General features: G+C 71.8%; 18 protein-coding genes. 7 read left to right on the top strand and 11 right to left on the bottom strand.

Going from position 1 to position 20,885, the window contains the following annotated elements; all coding sequences use genetic code 11:
* The first annotated feature begins 20 nt into the window (after nt 1–20).
* Nucleotides 21–1,196, top strand: a complete 1,176-nt coding sequence (locus FHX53_RS10235) for a class I SAM-dependent methyltransferase (protein WP_182491255.1) — start codon at nt 21–23, stop codon at nt 1,194–1,196.
* A 35-nt stretch (nt 1,197–1,231) separates the two neighbouring features.
* On the opposite strand, the gene FHX53_RS10230 is transcribed toward FHX53_RS10235, so the two are convergent.
* On the bottom strand, nt 1,232–1,906 hold the full coding sequence (locus FHX53_RS10230) for an NADPH-dependent F420 reductase (protein WP_182491254.1): 675 nt from the start codon (nt 1,904–1,906) through the stop codon (nt 1,232–1,234).
* A gap of 184 nt (nt 1,907–2,090) precedes the next feature.
* Here FHX53_RS10230 and FHX53_RS10225 point away from each other — a divergent pair, with 184 nt between their 5' ends.
* From FHX53_RS10225 to FHX53_RS10205, 5 genes are read left to right on the top strand one after another with little or no spacing between them, the layout of a single operon-like run.
* Nucleotides 2,091–4,256, top strand: coding sequence for an ATP-dependent Clp protease ATP-binding subunit (locus tag FHX53_RS10225; RefSeq protein WP_182491253.1), 2,166 nt, complete (start codon nt 2,091–2,093; stop codon nt 4,254–4,256).
* 56 nt (nt 4,257–4,312) lie between these two features.
* The gene (locus tag FHX53_RS10220) at nt 4,313–4,558 is read left to right on the top strand and encodes a hypothetical protein (protein WP_182491252.1); all 246 of its coding nucleotides are present in this window, start codon (nt 4,313–4,315) and stop codon (nt 4,556–4,558) included.
* Nucleotides 4,555–4,980, top strand: coding sequence for a PIN domain-containing protein (locus FHX53_RS10215; RefSeq protein WP_182491251.1), 426 nt, complete (start codon nt 4,555–4,557; stop codon nt 4,978–4,980). The genes FHX53_RS10220 and FHX53_RS10215 overlap by 4 nt, the downstream gene beginning before the upstream one ends.
* Nucleotides 4,981–5,030: 50 nt before the next feature.
* Nucleotides 5,031–6,305: a hypothetical protein gene (locus FHX53_RS10210; protein WP_343050972.1), complete on the top strand. Its 1,275-nt coding sequence runs from the start codon at nt 5,031–5,033 to the stop codon at nt 6,303–6,305.
* 31 nt (nt 6,306–6,336) lie between these two features.
* Nucleotides 6,337–7,389 (top strand): zinc-dependent alcohol dehydrogenase family protein, encoded by a 1,053-nt coding sequence (locus tag FHX53_RS10205; RefSeq protein WP_182491249.1) that lies wholly within the window; start codon nt 6,337–6,339, stop codon nt 7,387–7,389.
* Between the two features lie 40 nt (nt 7,390–7,429).
* Here FHX53_RS10205 and FHX53_RS10200 read toward each other — a convergent pair whose 3' ends face one another.
* Both FHX53_RS10200 and FHX53_RS10195 read right to left on the bottom strand, forming a co-directional pair.
* Nucleotides 7,430–8,422: a TIGR03560 family F420-dependent LLM class oxidoreductase gene (locus FHX53_RS10200; protein ID WP_182491248.1), complete on the bottom strand. Its 993-nt coding sequence runs from the start codon at nt 8,420–8,422 to the stop codon at nt 7,430–7,432.
* A gap of 10 nt (nt 8,423–8,432) precedes the next feature.
* Entirely contained in the window at nt 8,433–8,831 is a 399-nt protein-coding gene (locus tag FHX53_RS10195; RefSeq protein WP_182491247.1) for a PGPGW domain-containing protein, read from the bottom strand.
* Nucleotides 8,832–8,917: 86 nt separating this feature from the next.
* On the opposite strand from FHX53_RS10195, the gene FHX53_RS10190 reads away from it, so the two are divergent.
* Complete coding sequence (locus tag FHX53_RS10190) at nt 8,918–11,653, top strand: HAD-IC family P-type ATPase (protein WP_182491246.1); 2,736 nt, start codon at nt 8,918–8,920, stop codon at nt 11,651–11,653.
* Here the strand turns inward: FHX53_RS10190 and FHX53_RS10185 are convergent.
* From FHX53_RS10185 to FHX53_RS10150, 8 genes are all read right to left on the bottom strand, one after another.
* Complete coding sequence (locus FHX53_RS10185; protein ID WP_182491245.1) at nt 11,628–13,331, bottom strand: long-chain-fatty-acid--CoA ligase; 1,704 nt, start codon at nt 13,329–13,331, stop codon at nt 11,628–11,630. The two genes, FHX53_RS10190 and FHX53_RS10185, sit on opposite strands and share 26 nt — an antisense overlap.
* Before the next feature lie 49 nt (nt 13,332–13,380).
* On the bottom strand, nt 13,381–14,454 hold the full coding sequence (locus FHX53_RS10180; protein ID WP_182491244.1) for a beta-eliminating lyase-related protein: 1,074 nt from the start codon (nt 14,452–14,454) through the stop codon (nt 13,381–13,383).
* Between the two features lie 31 nt (nt 14,455–14,485).
* The gene (locus FHX53_RS10175; RefSeq protein ID WP_182491243.1) at nt 14,486–15,595 is read right to left on the bottom strand and encodes an ABC transporter permease; all 1,110 of its coding nucleotides are present in this window, start codon (nt 15,593–15,595) and stop codon (nt 14,486–14,488) included.
* Nucleotides 15,595–16,476 carry an ABC transporter ATP-binding protein gene (locus FHX53_RS10170; RefSeq protein ID WP_182491242.1) on the bottom strand — a complete coding sequence of 294 codons (882 nt, stop codon included), beginning with the start codon at nt 16,474–16,476 and terminating at the stop codon, nt 15,595–15,597. The genes FHX53_RS10175 and FHX53_RS10170 overlap by 1 nt, the downstream gene beginning before the upstream one ends.
* A gap of 112 nt (nt 16,477–16,588) precedes the next feature.
* A complete protein-coding gene (locus FHX53_RS10165; protein ID WP_182491241.1) occupies nt 16,589–17,299 on the bottom strand; it encodes a response regulator in 711 nt (236 codons plus the stop codon).
* Nucleotides 17,296–18,612, bottom strand: coding sequence for a histidine kinase (locus FHX53_RS13680; RefSeq protein WP_182491240.1), 1,317 nt, complete (start codon nt 18,610–18,612; stop codon nt 17,296–17,298). Before FHX53_RS13680 ends, FHX53_RS10165 begins: the two co-directional genes overlap by 4 nt.
* Nucleotides 18,613–18,672: 60 nt before the next feature.
* A complete protein-coding gene (locus FHX53_RS10155) occupies nt 18,673–19,344 on the bottom strand; it encodes an SDR family NAD(P)-dependent oxidoreductase (RefSeq protein WP_182491239.1) in 672 nt (223 codons plus the stop codon).
* 23 nt (nt 19,345–19,367) lie between these two features.
* Complete coding sequence (locus FHX53_RS10150) at nt 19,368–20,858, bottom strand: DUF6421 family protein (protein ID WP_182491238.1); 1,491 nt, start codon at nt 20,856–20,858, stop codon at nt 19,368–19,370.
* Nucleotides 20,859–20,885 lie beyond the last annotated feature (27 nt).

The raw sequence follows: 20,885 nt of genomic DNA, 5'->3' as shown, positions 1-20,885 counted from the left end.
CCTGATCGGGAGGGGGCGGCATGAGCGCGAGCGACCGCGGCGGGGCCGTCATCGGCGACATCACCGCCGCCCTGGACCCGATCCTCGCGGGGCTCCGCCGCCGCCCCGACCTCGAGGCGCCCGAGCTGCGCGCGCACGACGCAGCCGACCGCCTGCTGCTCGAGCTCGCCGCGACCGAGCACGCCGACGCGCTCGTCGGTCGCGAGATCGTCGTGGTCGGCGACACCCACGGCGCGCTCGCGCTCGGCGCGCTCGCCCTGGGCGCGCGCCACGTGCGCGTCCACCAGGACTCGATCGTCGCCGAGCGCGCCCTCGCGGCGAACGCCGCGGCCGTCGGGCTCACCGCCTGCAGCCACCACCCGCTCGCCGAGGTCGCGTCGACGGATGCCCGCCTCGCCCTCGTGCGCCTCCCTCGCGCTCTCGACGCCCTCGACGCGATCGCGCGCGAGGTCGCTCGCGGCTCACACTCCGGGGTCGCCCTGCTCGCAGCGGGCATGGTCAAGCACATGAGCCTCGGCGCGAACGACGTGCTGCGCGGGTCGTTCGACCGGCTCGACGTGAGCCTCGCGCAGCGCAAGGCGCGGGCGCTCGTCGCGCGGAATCCGCGACCTGCCGGCGAGATCGCGGCGCTCGAGCCCGCCCGCGCTCGCGACGCCGCCCTCGGGCTCGAGGTGGTGGCGGTGCCCGGGGCGTTCGCGGGAGCATCCGTCGATATCGGCGCGCGCGCCCTCATCGCCGCCCTCGACCGGGCCCCGCGCGTCGGCGCCGGAGGCACGATCATTGACCTCGCGTGCGGCACGGGTCTCATCGCGACGACGCTCGCCCGGCTGAACCCGGAGGCGCGCGTGATCGCGAGCGACGCGTCTGCGGCGGCGGTTGCGAGCGCACGGCTCACGGCGGCGGCGAACGGCGTCGAGGTGGAGGTCGTGCAGGACGACGGACTCGGCTCGCAGCCCGAGGCGCGCGCCGACCTCATCGCGCTCAACCCGCCGTTCCACGTCGGGGCGGCGGTGCACACGGGCATCGCGCTGCGCCTGCTCGACGAGGCGGCGCGCGTGCTGCGCCCGGGCGGCGAGCTCTGGGTCGTCTGGAACTCGCATCTGCGCTACGCGCCCGCCCTCGAGAGAGCGGTCGGGCCCACGCGTCAGGTTGCGCGCGGGCCGAAGTTCACCGTCACGGCGTCGACGCGCCGCTGAGCGCGCGCCCCCGCAGCGCGCGCCGCGACCGCGCCCTACATGTCGCGGTAGCGCTTGGCCTCCGCGAGCTTCCCGCGCAGCTCCTCCGCCGTGAAGCGAGGGATGTACCCGGGAGTGTCGCGCTGGATGCGCCAGCTCTCGGCGAGCCCGCCGCCGTTCACGACGTCGAATCCGATCGCGTCGATGAGCCCGGAGACCCGCTCGACTGCCGCCGCGTCATCCCCGTACACGGCGAGCGCGCGACGGCCGTCGGTCCCGGGCGCCTGCGCGTGCTCGCTGATCTCGGCCGCCGGGATGTGGTTGAACGCCTTCACTACGCGCGCGCCCGAGAAGTGCCCCGCCACGAGCTCGGAGCTGGTCGTGCTCTCGTCATCGAGCTCGGCGATCTGCCCGTCGCGCTGCGGGTAGTAGTTGTTGGTGTCGATCACGATGCGCCCCTCGAGCAGGTGCGCGGGGATGTCCGTGACGGCCTTGAGGGGAACGGTCACGACGACGAGGTCTCTCGCCTGCGCGGCCTCCTCGACGGTGCCGGCCGTGGCGCTCGCCGCGCTGCCCGCTGCGCGCGCCTGCGCGTCGACGTCGGCGACGAGCTCGGCGAGCGACGCCGGGCCGCGGGAGTTCGCGACCACGACGTCGTGTCCGACGCGCGTGAACGCGTGGGCGAGCTGCGAGCCGATGTTGCCTGATCCGATGATTCCGATGGTGGTCATGGGGGGTGCAACGGCTCGGCGCGCGCGGCATTCCCCGGCGCGGACGATGCCCGGCTGCCGCGCGTTCGCCGTGAGCGTGCATTCCCCCTGGCGCCGCGTCCGTCCCCGGTCGTAAACTTGAGTCACGCAGGCTCAGGTTTTGATGCTGCGGCCACGTCCACCCCGCTCAGAGGAACACACGCACATGGCCAACATGCAGGGCGCCCCCTCCAGTCAGGAGAATCAGAAGTCCGCCCTCGAGCAGTACGGGATCAACCTCACCGAGATCGCGCGCTCCGGCAAGCTCGACCCCGTGATCGGGCGCGACGCCGAGATCCGCCGCGTCAGCCAGGTGCTCAGCCGTCGCACGAAGAACAACCCCGTGCTCATCGGCGAGCCCGGCGTCGGCAAGACCGCCGTCGTGGAGGGCCTCGCCCAGCGCATCGTCGCCGGGGACGTACCCGATTCGCTCAAGGACAAGCAGCTCGTCGGCCTCGACCTCGCGGCCCTCATCGCCGGCGCGAAGTACCGCGGCGAGTTCGAGGAGCGACTCAAGGCCGTCCTCAAGGAGATCGACGAGTCGAACGGCCAGGTCATCACCTTCATCGACGAGCTGCACACCCTCATGGGCGCCGGTGGCGGCGAGGGCTCGGTCGCGGCCGCCAACATGCTCAAGCCCATGCTCGCCCGCGGCGAGCTGCGCCTCATCGGCGCGACGACGCTCAACGAGTACCGCGAATTCATCGAGAAGGACGCCGCGCTCGAGCGCCGCTTCCAGCAGGTCTACGTCGGCGAGCCGAGCGTGGAGGACACGGTCGCCATCCTCCGCGGCCTCAAGGAGCGCTACGAGGCCCACCACAAGGTCGCGATCGCCGACAGCGCTCTCGTGGCCGCGGCATCCCTCAGCAATCGGTACATCACGAGCCGCCAGCTGCCCGACAAGGCGATCGACCTCGTCGACGAGGCCGCGAGCCGGCTCAAGATGGAGATCGAGTCGAGCCCCGTCGAGCTCGACGAGCTCAAGCGCGCGGTGACGCGCCTCGAGATCGAGGAGCTCGCGCTCAAGAAGGAGAAGGACGACGCGAGCAAGGCGCGCCTGGCGAAGCTGCGCGACGAGCTGAAGGAGAAGACGGCGCAGCGCGACGCGCTCCAGCGTCGCTGGACGGCCGAGAAGTCGGGGCTCACCGCCATGGGCGACCTCAAGACGCGCCTCAACGATGCGCGCATCCAACTCGACCGCGCCATGCGCGAGCAGCGCTACGAGGAGGCCTCGAAGCTCAACTACGAGGTCATCCCGACGATCGAGCAGCAGCTCGCCGAGGCCGAGACGGTCGAGGCGGGCCCGCGGATGGTCAACGACCAGGTGACGGACGAGGACATCGCCGCGGTCGTCGCGGCCTGGACGGGCATCCCCGTCGACAAGCTCACGCAGGGCGAGACCGAGAAGCTGCTGACGCTCGAGGCCGAGCTCGGCAGGCGCATCATCGGGCAGAAGGATGCCGTGGTCGCCGTGAGCGAGGCGGTGCGGCGCACGCGCGCCGGCATCTCCGACCCCGACCGGCCGACGGGCTCGTTCCTGTTCCTCGGCCCGACGGGCGTCGGCAAGACCGAGCTCGCGAAGGCGCTCGCCGACTACCTGTTCGACGACGAGAAGTCGATGGTGCGCATCGACATGAGCGAGTACGGCGAGAAGTTCAGCGTCTCGCGCCTCATCGGCGCCCCTCCCGGCTACGTCGGCTACGAGCAGGGCGGCCAGCTTACCGAGGCCGTGCGCCGACGCCCCTACTCGGTGATCCTGCTCGACGAGGTCGAGAAGGCGCACCCCGAGGTCTTCGACCTGCTCCTGCAGGTGCTCGACGACGGGCGTCTCACCGACGGGCAGGGCCGCACGGTCGACTTCCGCAACACCATCCTCATCCTGACCTCGAACCTCGGCTCGCAGCTGCTCATCGACCCCTCCCTCGACTGGGAGACCAAGGTCGCGGGCGTCAACGACCTCGTCCGGCAGTCGTTCAAGCCCGAGTTCGTGAACCGCCTCGACGACATCGTCGTGTTCTCGACGCTCTCGACCGACGACCTCGGCCAGATCGTGTCGCTGCAGATCGACCGCCTCGAGCGCCGCCTCGCCGATCGCCGAATGCAGCTCGCGGTGACGCCGGATGCCCGCACCTGGCTCGCCGAGCGCGGCTACGACCCGATCTACGGGGCGCGCCCGCTGCGCCGGCTGATGCAGCACGAAATCGACGACGCGCTCGCCCGGGCGATCATCGGCGGAGAGATCCACGACGGCGACGTCGTCCGCGTCGACGTCGCGCCGGGCGACGCCGACGGCCTCGCGGTCACGCGCATGGAGGACGTGCCGACGCTTTAGCGCTCGTCGCTGGACGATGCATGCACAACTGCATGCAGCGGGAGTACTCTCGGTGCATGGTGGCCTTGCAGATCCGTGACGTTCCCGATTCCGTGCGCGACCTCCTCGCTGAGGAGGCGAGGCGTCGCGGAACCTCGTTGCAGGGGTATCTGCTCGAGGTCCTCGAGCGCGAGGCTGCCGACGCATCGAACCGGCGGTGGCTCGCCGCCATGCGGAGGCGCGCCGACCGGGGTCGCTCGGCGATCGACGCCGATGCCATCGTCGCCGCCATCGCGGACGCGCGTCGGGAACGCGCGGAGTGATCGTCGTCGACGCCTCGGTGCTCGTCGCTCTCGTGTCCGGCAGTGCGGAGGAGGTCGGCCGAGCCGCGGCTGCGCTTGAGGAGGAGCCGCACTGGGTGGTCCCCGAGCACACAATGATCGAGTGCGTCAGCGCGATGCGCAGCATGACGCTCAGAGGGGCGATGAGGACCGGTCGACTGGCCGACGATGTGCAGCAACTCGTCGACCTGCATCTCGACGTGTGGCCGACGGAGCCGCTCCTCGGCCGTGTCATCGCTCTCATGCAGAATGTCTCGGCCTTTGACGCGGCCTACCTGGCACTCGCCGAAGAGCTCTCCGCTCCATTCGTGACGCTCGACCGTCGCCTCGCATCGGTGCCGGGAATCCGGTGCACAGTGCGCGTGCCCGGCGCGGACGACCTGTCGCCGTCGCCGAGGCGATGACCTCGACGCCGCCGACGAGGCGCGCCCGCTAGCGTGACAGACGTGACGAACTGGACGGCAGAGCGCTATACGGCCCGGCTGCGTCGATCGCAGGAGTCGTCGGGATCGCCGTGATGCCCGCGGGCGCGTACCTCTACGGGCGGCTCGGTCCGCAGACGCAGCTCTGGTTGTCCACCGCGGTGTTCCTCGTCGGGGTCACGACGACGGTCACCGCCGTCTCGATGACGATGCTCATCGCGGGGCTGGCGATCCGCGGGCTCGCGGCAGGTCTCCTCGCCGGCCTCGGCCTCGGAGTCCTGAGCGGGATCTACGAGGAGCCAGTGGACCGTGAGCGCGCCTTCGGGCTGTTCGCGCTCATGTGGGTGGTCCCCTCGCTGATCGGCCCGCTCATCAACAGCGCGATCCTGCTGAGCGTCGGATGGCGACCGGCGATGGCGTGGCCGGCGATCCTCCTTCTGATCGGGCGCGCGCTGGTCTCCCGCTCTCTGCGGCGCGTCGTCCTCGACCGACCGGATGCTCCGCCCGTTCTCGCCGGAATGCCCTGGTTCCTCGTGATCGCGGCGGGCCTCGTCGTCGCGCAGGTCACTGTCGTCGTCGGGAGCCCCCTCGTGCTCGCGGCTGCGCTCGTCGCTGTCGCGGCGGTTCTGGTCGTCGCCTTCCGGAGGGCGGTGTCGTCGACGACTCCCGCGCGCCGACGGACGCAGTCGGGCGGCTGGGCGCTGGCACTCACCTGCGCGGGCTACTTCGGGGTCGGCGCGATCGTTCCCCTCATCGCCGTAGTGATCATCGACCCGAGCGGTGTCCTCGCCGCAGCTCTCGTCGCTCTGGGCCCTCTGGCCTGGGCGCTCCTGAGCGCCGGCCGAGTCGGACCCCGGCTGTCGACGTCCTCCGCCCGCATCATCGCCGCCGCAGGCTTCCCTCTCGCGGCCGGGCTCGCCGCGGCCGGTGCCCTGCAGGCTGAAGAGGGCGTCGCGGGAGCGGTGCTTCTCGGTGCTGCCGTCCTCGTGGCCGGTGCGGCGATGGGGGTGATCTATCCCAGAATCATGACGCTCGCCTTCGTAGGCTTCCGAGAGTCCTCAAGCATCACCCGCGCCCACGGAGGAGTCGTCCTGAGCCTCAGCGAGGACGTCGGGACAGCGGTCGGCGCAACGGTGCTCGCAGGACTGGGCGGTGTCCTCGTCACCACAGGAGCTGAGGCGGTGGCGATCCTTCTCGGTGCAGTCGCCCTCGGGCTCGGAGCCTTCTGGGCGATGTCGAGCCGTGGTGCGGTGTGGGAGGCCGACGACGCTCCCGGGGAAGCGACCGTCCGCGACCGCACCCAGTGACCGCCCACGCCCGCTCGCTAGCCTCGAGCTCATGCGTGCAACGGTGATCCACGGCCCCCGCGACATCCGCCTCGAGGAGGCGCCCGACCCGCAGCTGAGCGACACCGGCCGTGACGCGATCGTGCGCGTCGTCGCGGGGTGCGTATGCGGCAGCGACCTCTGGCCGTACCGCGGCGTGGTCGAGACGAAGGAGCCGCGGCGCATCGGCCACGAGTTCGTCGGCGTCGTCGAGCAGATCGGCGACGGCGTCAACACCGTGAAGCCCGGCGACTTCGTGATCGCGCCCTTCTACGACTGCGACATGACGTGCGCGAACTGCCGCAACGGCGTGAGCCCGTCGTGCCTCGCCGGCAACTGGTGGGGTCGTGACGACCGTGACGGCCACTTCGCCGACGGCGCGCAGGGCGAGCTCGTGCGCGTTCCGAGCGCCGACGGGTCCCTCGTCGCCGTCCCCGGCCCGATCGACGACGCCATGGTGCCGCACCTCCTCGCGCTGAGTGACGTCATGGGCACCGGCTGGCACGCCGCCGTCTCGGCGGGCGTCGGCCCCGGCTCGACGGTCGCCGTCGTCGGCGACGGAGCGGTCGGCCTGTGCGGCATCATCGCCGCGAAGCAGCTCGGCGCCGCGCGCATCATCGCGATGTCGCGCACCCCCGAGCGCCAGGAGCTCGCGCGCGTCTTCGGCGCCGACGAGATCGTCGCCGAGCGCGGAGACGAGGGCATCCAGCGCGTGCAGGCGCTGACCGACGGGCTGGGCGCGGATGCCGTGCTCGAGTGCGTCGGCACCGCCGAGTCGATGGACCAGGCGATCCGGTCTGCCCGCCCCGGCGGCCGCGTCGGCTACGTCGGCGTGCCGAGCGGCGGAGCGGAGCTGCCGATCCGCACGCTCTTCGGCACGAACGTCGGAGTCGCCGGCGGTGTGGCACCCGTGCGGAACTACGTCGAAGAGCTCCTCCCGCTCGTGCTCGACGGCATGATCGAGCCCGGCCGCGTGTTCGACCTCGAGCTGCCCCTCGCCGAGGTCGGCGAGGCCTACGCGGCCATGGACGAGCGCCGAGCGATCAAGGTCCTCCTCCGCCCGTAGGCTGAGTTCTCGGCGCGCCCGAACCGGAACGCCTCCCCCCTCAGCCGGCGAGGGCCGGGACGACCTCACGCTCGAACAGCTCGATGCCGCTCGTGTCGTAGGCCGCCTCGGCGAAGTACGTGATCGCGTACGTCATGCCCAGCTTCTCGAGGCCCTGCAGTCTCTCGACGAGCTGCTCCGGCGTGCCCGCGAGCCCGGACCCGTCGCGGAGGTCGGCGACCGCCTTCGTCGCGCGCTCCTCGCCGATGAACCGCGCCAGGCGCGCCTCGATCGCGGCGATGCGCTCGGCGACCTCGGCCTCGTCGCGACCCACGACCGTGTTGAAGTTCGACGACCGCGTGATCGCCTCGAAGCTCGTGCCGAGCCGCTCGCAGTGCCCGCGGAGGATCTCGCTCTTGCGCGTGAACTCCTCCGTCTCGCCCGCGAAGTTCGTGTACTGCCCGTACTGCGCGGCGATGCGCAGCGTCACCTTCTCGCCGCCTCCGGCGATCCAGAGGGGGATGCCCGACTCCTGCACCGGCAGCGGCCGAACGATCGCGCCGTCGACCTGGAAGTAGCGGCCGTCGAGCGTCGCCGTGCCCTGCGACCACGCCTGCCGCATGATCTGCACACCCTCGTCGAGCGCGCGCAGCCGGTCGCCGATCTCGGGGAAGCCGTAGCCGTATGCGCGCCACTCGTGCTCGTACCAGCCGCCGCCGATGCCCATCTCGACGCGACCGCCCGAGACGTGGTCGACGGTCGCGGCGACCTTCGCGAGATAGGCGGGGTTGCGGTAGCCCATGCACGTGCACATCTGACCGAGGCGCACGCGCTCGGTGACGGCGCCGAAGGCCGACATGAGCGTCCAGGCCTCGTGCGTGGCCTCCTCGCTCGGCACCGGCACGGTGTGGAAGTGGTCGTAGACCCAGATCGACTCCCACGGCCCGGCGTCGGCGTGGAGCGCGAGCCGCTTCATCACCGCCCACTGCTCGCTCGGGTCGATGTCGACGAGGTCGTGGCGCCAGCCCTGGGGGATGAAGAGTCCGAATCGCATGGGCTCCACGCTACGCCCGGGGCTGGGTCTCCGTCGGCGGTGTCTGCATCCGTCGCGCCTCCCGGCGGGAGCGCGCCGCGGCCGCCGCTCTCTTGGCGAGGGCGACGCCCTGCCGGTTGAGCTTCTTCGCCCGTTCGCTCTCGGTGCCGAGGATCGCGAGGCCCCCAAGGGCGATGAGCGTGCCGGGGCCGGGAAGGGGCATGAGCACGACGCCCAGGCCGACGGTCGTCCCGCCGACGACCTTGACGCCCGTGCGATAGGCCGAGTCGAGTCGAGGATTCCGACGGATCGCCTCACGCGCGGCACCGGCGGCAGACCGCACGGGGCCGAGACGCCGCGCGTCGTCGGCGGCCGTGTAGCCGGGGTCTCCGGGGCGGAGGATGCGCGGCTCGCGGCTGTCGGCGCTCATGCGCTCAGTGTCGACCGCGGTCCTTGGAGGGCTTTGAAGGACCAACGACCCTTGCCGCCGTGCTCCCCGGAGCTGAGACTGAACGCGTGACCGCGCCTCGCCTCGCCCCCGCAGCGGACGCCGGCTGGCATCGCACGGAGATCGCCGCCGTCCTGCAGCGGCTCGGCGCGAGGGCCGGCGGGCTGTCCGACGCCGAGGCGGTCGAGCGCCGCGGCCGCTACGGCCGGAACGAGGTGCCCGTCGCCGGGCCCGCGCCGTGGTGGCTGCTGCTGCTGCGCCACTTCGCCAGCCCGCTGACCGCGATCCTCCTCGTCGCGGCGGTCATCACCGCGCTCCAGCGCCACTGGATCGACTCGACGGCCATCCTCGTCATCCTCTCCATCAATGCGGCACTCGGCTTCGTGCAGGAGAGGAAGGCCGAGGCCGACGTCCGCGCGCTCCAGTCGCTCTCGGCGCCGTCCTGCCGTGCGCTCCGCGACGGCGGGGAGCGCACGATCCCGGGGGTCGATCTCGTTCCTGGCGACATCGTGCTGCTCGAGAGCGGCGAGCGGGTGCCGGCCGACCTGCGCCTCATCAGCATCAACGCTCTCGAGATCGACGAATCCATGCTCACCGGCGAGTCGTTCGCGTCGACCAAGCAGCTGGACCCGATCGCGCTCGATGCTCCCGTCGCCGACCGGACGAATCTCGCCTTCAGCGGCACGTTCGTCGCGAGCGGACGCGGCCGCGGGGTCGTGGTGGCGACCGGGAGCTCGACGGCGCTCGGCGAGATCAGCGCTCTCGTGCAGACCTCCGCGGGGACCACCCCGCTCCAGCGCATCCTCCGGCGGCTCGAGCACGTGATCGGGCTCGTCGTGCTCGCCGCTCTCGTCTTCGTCGTCATCGCCGGGGTGCTCCTGGGCAACGACCTCGAGACCATGTTCCGCACCGCCGTCGGGCTCGCGGTCGCGACCATCCCGGAGTCGCTCCCCATCGTCCTGACCGTCGCGCTGAGCCTGGGGGTCTCGCGCATGGCGCGTCGCAACGCGATCGTCCGAACGCTCCCCTCGGTCGAGACCCTCGGATCGACGAGCGTCATCGGGTCGGACAAGACCGGCACCCTCACTCAGAACCGGCTCACGGTGGAGCGAGTGTGGACCTCCGCGGGCGTGCTCGATCTCATGGAGTCGGTCGCCGTCGCCGTCGCCGATCCCGCACCCGCCGACCTGAGCCCGAGTACGGCTCTCGATCCGGCTCATCCGCTCGTCCGGGCCGTCCTGCGTGCGGGGGCCCTCACCAACGAGGCCACCGTTTCCGCGCACGACGCGGACGAGTACTTCGGCGACGCGGTCGACGCCGCGATGGCCCGCGCGGCGGTGGCTCTCGCCGCCGTGACGGCGGAGGAGCGCGCCGCCGAACCGCTCGCGCACGAGCCGTACGAGCCCCATCGTCGGTACTCGCAGACGCTCCGCGTGCGGCCCGATGGGGTCCGCGTCCTCTTCGTCAAAGGGTCGCCCGAGGCCGTCCTCCAGGCCTCCGCCGCTCTCGCCGGTGACAGCGGGGAGATGCCGATCGACGCCACCGTGATCCATGCGGCGAACGAGGAGCTCGGCAGGGTCGGACTGAGAGTCATCGCGACGGGGATGCGCGTCCTCGGCCCCGAGGAACGGCTCGAGCATCCGCTGCCCCCGCCGAGCGGGCTCACCTTCCTCGGGATGGAGGGGATGGACGACCCGCCGCGGGAGGGAGTCGCCGAGGCGATACGCGAGTGCCGTGCGGCGGGCATCCGCGTCATGATGATCACCGGTGATCACCCCGTGACGGCGACAGCCATCGCCGAGCGGCTCGGGCTGTCGACGGCGCGTCCGGCCCTGACCGGCGCTGAGCTCGCGCATCTCGACGACGCCATGCTCGCCGCCCGACTCGAGGGCACGGGCGTCGCGGCGCGGGTCACGCCTCAGGACAAGCTGCGCATCGTGACAGCGTTGCAGAGCCGCGGCGAGGTCGTAGCGGTGACCGGGGACGGCATCAACGATGCACCTGCGCTCAGAGCGGCCGCGATCGGCGTCGCGATGGGGCGGTCGGGCACGGATGTCGCCAGGGAGGCGGCGGACATCGTTCTCACCGACGACGACTTCACCACCATCGTCGGCGCGGTCCGCGAAGGCAGGGTGACGTTCGCAGCCGTGCGCAAGACGACGTACTTCCTGCTCTCGACCGGCGCCGCCGCCCTCATCGCCGTGACGCTCAGCGTGTTCGCCCAGACTCCGCTGCTGTTCCTGCCGGTGCAGATGCTGTGGCTCAACGTCATCACCAACGGCACGCAGGACATCGCGCTCGCGTTCGAGCCGGGAGAGGGCGATGAGCTGCGACGCCCTCCGCGCTCGCCGGACGAGGGGGTGCTCTCGCGCACGCTGTGGTTCCGAGCGGGCATCACCGGCGCGTGGATGGCGCTCGCCGTGTTGCTCACCTTCATCCTCGATCTGCGCACGGGCGTCTCGGAGGAGCACGCGAGAACCATGGCGCTGACGATGTTCGTCATGCTCAGCTTCTTCCAGGTCTTCAGCTCGCGCGCCGAGTACACGTCCCTCTTCGCCCTCCGGCTGCTGGCCAACAAGCCGCTGCTGTTCACGTCGTTCGCCGCGCTCGCCCTGCACGCGGGAGCGATGACCTGGCCGGTCTCGGCTGCGGTGCTCGGTTTTGTCCCGCTGACCGTCGCCGACTGGGCGATCTGCGCCGTCGTCGGCTCGACGGTGCTCGTGATCGTAGAGGCGGAGAAGGCGGTGCGCCGCTGGTCGCGGCGGCGCTCTCCTCAGCTCAGTGATCGCCCTCCCGTGAGGTGAGCTGCTCGCGAACCTCGCGGCGCAGCACCTTGCCGATGAGGGAGGTCGGCAGGGCATCCAGCACCGCGAACCGGCGGGGCACCTTGTAGGCGGCGAGGCTGCGCTTGGCGTGCTCGCGCAGCGAACCCGCATCGAGGCTCTCGCCGTCGGCGAGAACGATCGCGGCGACGAGCTCTTCGCCGCCCTGCGGCGACGCGAGGCCGACGACCGCGGCGCTCTCGACGCTGGGGTGGGCGGCGAGCACCTGCTCGACCTCGCTCGGGGCGACGTTGAAGCCGCCGGTGATGATGAGCTCCTTGATGCGGTCGACGATCGTCACGAAGCCGTCCGGCGACACGGTGACGATGTCGCCCGTGCGCAGCCAGCCCCCCGCCAGCAGGGCGGCGGAGGTCTCGTCCGGCCGGTTCCAGTAGCCCTGGAACACCTGCGGGCCGCGCAGCATCAGCTCGCCCTCCTCGCCGACGCCGCGATCGACGCTCGGGTCGTCGGGGTCGACGACGCGGATCTCCGTGCTCGGGAAGGGCACGCCCTCCGTGCCCGGTCGACGCGTCGGCCCCATCGGGTTGCCGATGGCGACGGGCGACGACTCGGTCATGCCGTAGCCCTCGACGAGCAGGCCGCCTGTCGCCTCCTCCCACTGCTCGACGATGCTCACGGGCAGGCTCATCGCTCCCGAGATCGCGAAGCGGATGCCATCGAGGCTCACCCCCTCATCGGCCGCGCCGGTGGCGAGCCGCTGGTAGATCGGCGGCACGGCGGGCAGGAACGTCGCGGGCGTGCGACGCATGACCTGGAGGACGAGCTCGACCGTGAACTTCGGCAGAAGCACGAGCCGCGCGCCGATGCTCATCGCGAAGGTCAGGCACAGCGTGAGCCCGTAGGCGTGGAACATCGGCAGCGCTGCGTAGACGACCTCGGCACCCTCGCTCAGCCCCGGCACCCAGGCGCGCCCCTGCGCCGCATTGGCGCGCAGGTTGCGATGACTGAGGACGGCGCCCTTCGGTCGCCCCGTCGTCCCGCTCGTGTACTGCAGCGCCGCGATGTCATCGAGCGCGGGGCGAGGATGCCCGGCGGGAAGCCGCGGACCGCGCTCGAGCTCGACCCACGCGGTGACGCCCGCGGGGAGCCGGCCCGCGGTGAGCGCGGCCCGCGAGCTGCGCGCCTTCGCCACCGGCAGTCGGAGCATGGCCCGCGTCCCGCGCGGCATCGCGCGGGTCATGTCGACCCCGACGATCGTCGTGATGCCGAGGTCGTCGGCGAAGCGGCGCACGGTCTCCGCAGTGCTGTCCCAGACGATCGCGACGCGAGCGCCGTGATCATCGAACTGGTGGCGCAGCTCGTCCGCGGTGTAGAGCGGGTTGTGCTCGACGACGATCGCACCGAGTCGCAGGACGGCGTAGAACGCGATGACGTGCTGCGGGCAGTTCGGCAGCACGAGCGCGACGCGATCGCCCGCCGTCACGCCGCGCTCCGCGAGCGCACCGGCCACGTGTTCGATGCGCTCGCCGAGGTCGGCGTAGGTCGTCTCGGCGCCGAAGAAGTCGAGGGCCGTGCGCGCGCCGAAGCGCCGCACCGACTCGTCCATCATGTCGACGAGCGATTGCGCCACCGGCGCGATGTCGTGAGGAACCCCTGGCGCGTACTGGGCGAGCCACGGTCGGCTCTCGAATACGGACATGGGGAGCATTCTCCCGGCTCGCGCAGGGAGCCCGCCCGGGAACGCCCAGCTATCGGGCGAGCTCTTCGCGCACGACGCCGACGAAGGCGTCCACGTCGGCCTCGGTCGTGTCGAAGGCGCACATCCAGCGCACTTCGCCGCGCGCGCGATCCCAGTCGTAGAAGCGCACCCTCTCGCGGATCCGGTCGGCGATGGCGCTGTCGAGGACCGCAAAGACGGCGTTCGCCTCGGTGGGCTGGCTGAACCCCAGCGAGCCGGCGGGCACGGCACCGCTCGAGACGAGCTGCTCGAGCCCTGCCCTCAGGCGCGCGGCCATGGCGTTCGCGTGGGCCGCCGAGCGGATGCCCAGCCCGCCGTCGAAGAGCGTGAGCAGCTGCGCCGACAGGAAGCGCATCTTGCTCGCGAGCTGCATGTTCATCTTGCGCAGGTACACGAGCCCCGGCGCCGTCGCCGGGTCGATCACGACGATCGCCTCGGCCCCGAGGAGGCCGTTCTTCGTTCCGCCGAGGGAGAGGATGTCGACGCCCGCGTCGGCAGTGAAGGCGCTGAGGGAGGTGCCGAGGGCCGCGGCCGCGTTCCAGACCCGCGCGCCGTCGAGGTGCAGGGCCATTCCGCGCTCGTGCGCGTAGTCGGCGATCGCGCGGACCTCGGCGGGCGTGTAGAGAGTGCCGAGCTCTGTCGTGTTGGTGATGCTCACGGCGAGCGGCTGCGCGCGGTGCTCGTCGCCCCAGCCGAACGCCTCCGTCGCAACGAGCTCGGGAGTCAGTCTGCCGTCGGGCGTCGGCACGGTGAACAGCTTGAGGCCGCTGACCCGCTCGGGCGCGCCGCCCTCGTCGGTGTGGATGTGCGCGGTGCCGCTCGCGATCACGGCGCCCCAGCGCGGCATGAGCGCCGTGAGCGCCAGCACGTTCGCGCCCGTGCCGTTGAAGACGGGGAAGACCTCGGCCTGCTCGCCGAACTCCTGCCGCACGACGTCGGCCAGTCGCGCGGTGTACTGGTCCTCGCCGTACGAGATCTGGTGGCCCTCGTTGGCATCGGCGATCGCCTGGAGCACCTCGGGGTGGACGCCCGCGTAGTTGTCGCTCGCGAAGCCTCGGTAGGTCGTGTCGTGGAGTCGGGTCACGTGCTCATTCTTCCAGGCGGATGCCCGGGGCTCAGCCGCGGAGCGCCTCGGCGAGCGGCACGCGCGCGCCGGTGCGCAGGAGCGAGTTGCGGTACATCCGAGCCCCGAGCTGGACGATGACGACGGCCGTCGCCGCGAGGAGCGCGAGCGCCACGAGGGGCTCCCACCACGCGGCCTGCTCGAGGAAGATGCGCACGGGCATCCCGACCGGCGATGAGAACGGCACGTACGACATGACCGTCAGCACCGTCTCGTTGTCGTTGAAGAAGATGATGAGGAAGTACGGCAGCATCACGAGCCAGGTGACGGGCTGGATGACCGTGCCGACGTCCTCCATTCGCGAGACGAGCGCCGCGGAGGCGGCGAACATCGCCGCGAGCAGAACGAACCCGACGGCGAAGAAGCCGAGGAACCACACGGCGGCCGGCCCGAGGTCGGTGAGCAGGACGTCCTGACCGGTCAGCATGAGCGAGAGTCCCGCCGCGACGGCGATGAGGAGGATCTGGCCGAGCGCGAGCACGGAGCTGCCGATGACCTTGCCGGCCAGCAGGGCCTTGGCGGGCACGGCCGTCAGCAGGATCTCCACGATGCGCGTCTGCTTCTCCTCCACGACGCTCTGCGCGACGGTGCCGCCGAAGGTGATCGCGGCGGTGAAGAAGATGATGCCGAAGGCGAAGGCGACGATGAAGCCGATGCCCTGATCGACCGGCGAGGGGTCGAGCAGCCGCACCTCGGGGGCGATCGCGAGCGACTGGACGAGCGCGGAGGGGGCATCCGACAGCCCCACGATCTCGACGCCGGGCGTGCCGGGTGCGGGGTCGTCGAGGGGAACGACGGCCGCCTCGACGTCACCGTCGCGGACGAGGCGCTCGGCCTCGGCGAGGGATGCCGCCTCCTCGATCTCGAGACCGGGAGCGCCGTCGAGCAGCTCGGCGGCGACGCCGACCGCCGCGACCCTCGTGTCGCCGAACGTGGAGGTGAACAGGTGCGTTCCGACGATGCTCGCGATGATGAGAGCGAGCAGGATCCCCGTGGAGATGAGGAAGGATTTCGAGCGCACCCGGGAGGTGATCTCGCGCCCGGCGATGAGGGCGACGGATGCGCGGAGGCTCGGGGCGGCGGGGCGGGATGCGGTGGTCATCACTGCACGACCTCTCGGAAGATCTCGGTCAGGGTGGGGCGGCGGGGGGCGAATCGCTCGACCGAGCCGCGCTCGGAGGCGAGGCGCAGCACGGACTGCGCAGCGACCGGGTCCGCCTCGAAGAGGACGTAGTCGCCGTCGAAGTCGATGACCGCGATGTCGTGGAGGCCGCGCACCCAGCCGGCGTCGTCGCCGACCTGCAGCTCCCACTGGCGCCCGGCGCCGCGCGCGCGCAGCTCGTCGCGCGTGCCCGCCGCGCGGATGCGACCGTCAGCGATGACGACCACGTCGTCGCACAGGCGCTCGACGAGGTCGAGCTGATGGCTGGAGAACAGGACGGGCACGCCGCGGGCCGCGCGCTCGGCGAGCACCCTGAGCACCGTTTCGACGGCCATCGGGTCGAGCCCGGAGAACGGCTCGTCGAGAACGAGCACGCTCGGATCGTGCACGAGCGCGGCGGCGATCTGCGCGCGCTGCTGGTTGCCGAGGGAGAGCTTCTCGATCGGCTCATCGCGGCGCTCCGTCAGCTCGAGGCGCTCGATGAGCTCGTCAGCAGCGGCGCTCGCGTCGGCGGCGCGCATGCCGCGCAGGCGGGCGAGGTAGACGAGCTGCTCGTGGACGCGCATCTTGGGGTAGAGGCCGCGCTCCTCCGGCATGTAGCCGAAGCCCCGGCGGTCGTCGGCCGTGATGGGGCGGCCGTCGACGAGCACCTCGCCGGCGTCGGCGGACAGCACCCCGAGCAGGATCCGCATGGTCGTCGTCTTGCCGGCGCCGTTGCCGCCGACGAATCCGGTCAGTCGGCCCGCGCCGACGCCGAAGGTCACGTCGTCGAGCACGGTGCGGTCGCCGAAGCGCTTGGTCGCGCCCCTGATCTCGAGCATGGATGCCCCTTCCGTTCGCCCCCCACGCTACGAAGTCGAGCGATCCGCGGCATCCGCCGCACGGGTGGTTCGCGAGCGACGCGGGTCATCCCCGCGGGGGAGCGTCGGCGAGTCAGGCGGTCATGCCGGGAACGGCGACGCCGTTCTCATAGGCGAAGACGACCGCGCGGACGCGGTCGCGCAGCTCGAGCTTGAGCAGGATCTTCGACACGTGCGTCTTCACGGTCGCCTCGCCGAGCCACAGGGCGGCGGCGATCTCAGCGTTGCTCAGGCCGCGGGCGAGCAGCCCGAGCACCTCCGTCTCGCGCTCGGTCAGCTCGGCGAGGCGCGAGTCGGCGACTCGCCCCGCGGCGCCGTCGCCGTCGGCGCGCGCCGCCCGCTCGATGACGCGGCGCGTCACGTCGGCGGCCAGCAGGGCGTCGCCCGCGGCGATCACCTGCACGGCCTCCACGAGCTTCTCGGGGCTCGCGGTCTTGAGGAGGAACCCGCTGGCGCCGGCCTCGAGAGCCGCGAACAGGTAGTCGTCGCGATCGAAGGTCGTGAGCACCAGCACGCCGGGGTGCGCTGCCGACCCGGCCTCGGCATCCGTCTCGAGGGCGCGGATGCGCCGGGTCGCCTCGAGGCCGTCGACCCCCGGCATCTGGACGTCCATGCAGATGACATCGGGCCGCAGCTCGCGCGCGAGCCTGACCGCCTCGCCGCCGTCGCGCGCCTCCCCGACCACCTCGATGCCGGGCTCGGACTGCAGGATGACGCGGAAGCCCGCGCGCACGAGATCCTGATCGTCGACGAGCAGGACCCGGATCGCCGGTGCCGGGCTCACGGCGCCGCCTCGGCGACGAGGAGGGGCACGCGGGCGCGCACGAGATAGCCGCCGCGGCTCCGCGCCCCGGCGTCGAGTGTGCCGCCGACGGCAGCGACGCGCTCGCGCATGCCGACCTGGCCGAGGCCGCCCGGGGTGCCGGGGGCGCCCGTCCCGCGGCGCTCGCCGAGGCCGGTGTCGGCCACCTCGAGCTCGACGGCGTCGTCGGAGTACCGCACGCGCAGCTCGATCGTCGCGCTCGCACCCGCGTGCTTGAGGCTGTTCGTCACGGCCTCCTGAGCCACTCGGTACATGGTCGTGTCGACGAGCGGCGAGAGATGCTGGGGCTCGCCGACGACCTGGAATCGCGCGGTGCGGCCCGCGGCCCTGACATCCTCCGCGAGGGATGCGAGGTGCGCGACGCCGCGGGTGCTCGGGCCGTCGCCGGGGTCGCCGGCGAGGCCGTCCGCACCGCGGAGCGTCGACACGAGCCGGTGCAGCTCGTCGACCGCGTCGCGCGCCGACTGCTCTATCGCGCCGAGCGCGGCCGTCGCGAGCTCTTCCGCCTCGGAGCCGCCGACCCCGAGGGCCCGTCTCGCGGCTCCCGCCTGGATCCCCATGACCGAGACGTGGTGAGCGACGACGTCATGCAGCTCGCGCGCGATGCGGACGCGGTCCAGCGCGACTGCCTGCGAGGCGGTCAGCTCGCGCTCGCGGGCGAGCTCCTCGGTCCGCGCCTCGAGCACCGCCCGCTCGCGTGCGGCGATCCACGCCCGGTCGCCGAACGCCCACGCCCCTGCGAAGTAGAGCACGTTGGTGATGAGCGTGATGAGCCCGACGGCGACGCCAGGGGCGATGGGGCCGACTCCGGAGTCCTCGGGCACGAGGCTCGTGTCGAATGCGGCCTGCGTGACGCTCCAGAACAGCCAGATGAACATGGCGATGACGATCACGATGCGGCTGATGCGCGCCGCGCGTCTGCCGCGTCCCCACGCGCCGATCGAGTACATCGCCGAGAACAGCGCGATGTTGCTGAAGAGCACCTCGGGCACCTGATTGAGGATGCCGAGGAAGTACACGATCGAGATGACGACGGTGACGGTGATCGGATGCGTGCGCCGCCAGACGAGCGGGCCCGACACCCCGAGCACCATGAAGGCCGCGTGCCACGGCACGGGCGGCTCGTCGAAGAAGCCGGCAGAGGCGTACAGCACGATCGCGAACGTCGCGCCGATGGCGATCGCGAGGGCGAGCAGCCCGTCGGCGCGCCTGCCGTCGGGGCCGGGTCCTGGCCGCATCCAGTGCCCATCGGCGTCGGTCGGGAAGGCGGTCACCTCAGCACCGTAGCCGCCGCGCCCTCGGCAGGGCATCCGTCGCTCGACGGATCCGTGCCGCTACTCGACGGGCGAGTCGTCGCCGAGCGTCGCCACGACGCCGTTCAGCTTCTCGTGCGGGAGGTCCCAGAGCGCGGCGACCGACTGCGCGAGCGCGTCGATGACGCCCTCGCCCTCGAGCGACCCGACGACGAACGTCACGGCGGCGGTCGGGGTGCCCTTCACCCGCCAGCCGTTCGCGAGCGCCTGCACCCACGTCTCGGCCGCCGTCTTCAGGGTGACGTAGTTGACGATGCCCCAGCGGGGTGCGGCGACGGATGCGCTGCTCACGATGGCGAGGCGCCCCGCGCTCGACGCGTTGAGGTCATCGCGCAGCTCGCGCGAGCTCACCCGCAGGGTGCTGAGCACGCGCTTCTCCAGCCACTCCCAGTCCTCGTCCGAGGATCCGGGTCGCCACCCTCCGACGAGGTGGATGAGGCCGTCGATGGAGGGGCGTCGAGCGCGGAGCGCCGCCGCCCACTCGGTCACGGCATCCGCATCGGCGAGGTCGAGCGCGTGCGTCTCGGCCGCCGCGATCTCCTCGATCGTGTCGGGACGCGAGCTCACGGCGACGACGTAGGCGCCGGCGGCGGTCAGCGCCGCGCAGACCTCGCGGCCTGCCGCGCCGCCCGCCCCTGCGACGACGACGGTGCGGTCGTGGGCGGAGGAGGGGGCGGCGGCGGGCTCGGTCATGCCGTCGAGGCTAGTCGCGCCGGTCACTCGGCGTCGGTCGCGGCGGTGTCCGTAGACCCCGTGATGCCGGCGGTCGATTCGATCACGACCGCCATCTTCTTCTGGAGCGCCTCGAAGAACATCGACAGCGGGAACTCGTCGTCCATCACGAGGTCCGTCCAGCCCTTGAGGTGACCCTCTAGCACCTCGCGCGGCAGGCCGGCCGCCCACTGCGACGCGGGGTGCGGGGTCAGCGTGGAGGAGACGAGCTCGTAGGCGGCGAGCCAGTGCGCGCCCTTCGGGCGATCGATCGAGGACCAGTAGAGCTCGTTGATCGCGTCCGACAGCGCGACGACGACATCGGGCACGGCGTCCCAGTCGATCGCGAGCTGCGTGTCCGTCCAGTGCAGGACGCCCTTCTGGTGCATCCATGCGAAGAGCAGCTGGCCGCCGACTCCGTCGTAGTTCCGCACGCGGGTGCCGGTGATCGAGAAGCGGAAGATGCGATCGAAGATGACCGCGTACTGGACCAGCTGGGCGTGCTCGCGCGTGACGGCATCCGTCGCCTCATCGCGCTGAAGGCGCACGGCCTCGCGGAAGGCGGTGAGGTCGCAGCGCAGCTCCTCGAGCGCGTAGAGGAAGAACGGCATGCGCTGCTTGATCATGAACGGGTCGAAAGGCAGGTCGCCGCGCATGTGGGCGCGGTCGTGGATCATGTCCCACATCACGAACGTGCGCTCGGTGAGCTGCTGGTCGTCGAGCATCGCGCGGGCGCCCGCGGGCAGGTCGAGCTTGGTGATCTCGGCGGCGGCGCGCACGACACGACGGAAGCGCGCGGCCTCGCGATCGGCGAAGATCGCACCCCACGTGAAGACGGGCAGCTGTGCGGGCGTGCCCTCGGGAGCGCCGGCGGGCACGCGCGGCGTGACGGCGACCGACTCGGGGAAGAGCACCGCCGAGTTGGTGTCGTACCCCGGGGTGAAGTCGGCGAACCGCAGCCCGAGGTACAGGGCGTTGCCGTACTCGGTCGCCTCGAGCTCGGCGATGAAGTCGGGCCAGATCACCTCGAACACGACGGCCTCGACGAGGCGGTCGGTCGAGCCGTTCTGCGTGTACATCGGGAACACGACGAGGTGGGCGACGCCATCACGGCGCTCGGCCGCCGGGCGGAACGCGTCGAGCGCGTCGTAGAAGTCGGGCACGCCGAATCCGCCGTCGCGCCAGGCCTCGAAATCACGAGCGGCGGTGAGCAGGTACTCGGTGTCATGGGGGATGCGCGGGGCGAAGTGCCGCAGCGCGTCGACGATGCGGCCGACGTGGAAGGCCGCCTCGGTGTGCACGGTCCCGTCGGGGATCGAGCCGTCCTTGATCTGGTGGGGGCGGATCGCCTCGACATCGGTCTTCAGGGCCGCCCATGCGGGGTCAGCGACGATCCCGGCGGCGGTCGGGGCCGACCCGGTCGCAGCGGTGCGGGCGTCCTCGACGACCTCGGGCTCTCCGATGACGGGCGCGGCGGTGCGTGCGGTGTCGGTCATGGTTCCCCTCCTTCGAGATCGCGCGGG

It is taken from the genome of Microcella alkalica (assembly GCF_014137945.1).
GTDB lineage: Bacteria > Actinomycetota > Actinomycetes > Actinomycetales > Microbacteriaceae > Microcella > Microcella alkalica.
Note: the sequence above shows the minus strand (reverse complement) of the source record. Positions and strands in the feature narration are given on the sequence as shown.

Bases quoted from the DNA above. Each gene is read 5' to 3' on its own strand.
- FHX53_RS10185 (WP_182491245.1), bottom strand. From the start codon at position 13,331: ATGTCCGTATTCGAGAGCCGACCGTGGCTCGCCCAGTACGCGCCAGGG.
- FHX53_RS10205 (WP_182491249.1), top strand. From the start codon at position 6,337: ATGCGTGCAACGGTGATCCACGGCCCCCGCGACATCCGCCTCGAGGAG.
- FHX53_RS10235 (WP_182491255.1), top strand. From the start codon at position 21: ATGAGCGCGAGCGACCGCGGCGGGGCCGTCATCGGCGACATCACCGCC.
- FHX53_RS10155 (WP_182491239.1), bottom strand. From the start codon at position 19,344: ATGACCGAGCCCGCCGCCGCCCCCTCCTCCGCCCACGACCGCACCGTC.
- FHX53_RS10230 (WP_182491254.1), bottom strand. From the start codon at position 1,906: ATGACCACCATCGGAATCATCGGATCAGGCAACATCGGCTCGCAGCTC.
- FHX53_RS10150 (WP_182491238.1), bottom strand. From the start codon at position 20,858: ATGACCGACACCGCACGCACCGCCGCGCCCGTCATCGGAGAGCCCGAG.
- FHX53_RS10175 (WP_182491243.1), bottom strand. From the start codon at position 15,595: ATGACCACCGCATCCCGCCCCGCCGCCCCGAGCCTCCGCGCATCCGTC.
- FHX53_RS10225 (WP_182491253.1), top strand. From the start codon at position 2,091: ATGGCCAACATGCAGGGCGCCCCCTCCAGTCAGGAGAATCAGAAGTCC.
- FHX53_RS10200 (WP_182491248.1), bottom strand. From the start codon at position 8,422: ATGCGATTCGGACTCTTCATCCCCCAGGGCTGGCGCCACGACCTCGTC.
- FHX53_RS10220 (WP_182491252.1), top strand. From the start codon at position 4,313: ATGGTGGCCTTGCAGATCCGTGACGTTCCCGATTCCGTGCGCGACCTC.
- FHX53_RS10170 (WP_182491242.1), bottom strand. From the start codon at position 16,476: ATGCTCGAGATCAGGGGCGCGACCAAGCGCTTCGGCGACCGCACCGTG.
- FHX53_RS10195 (WP_182491247.1), bottom strand. From the start codon at position 8,831: ATGAGCGCCGACAGCCGCGAGCCGCGCATCCTCCGCCCCGGAGACCCC.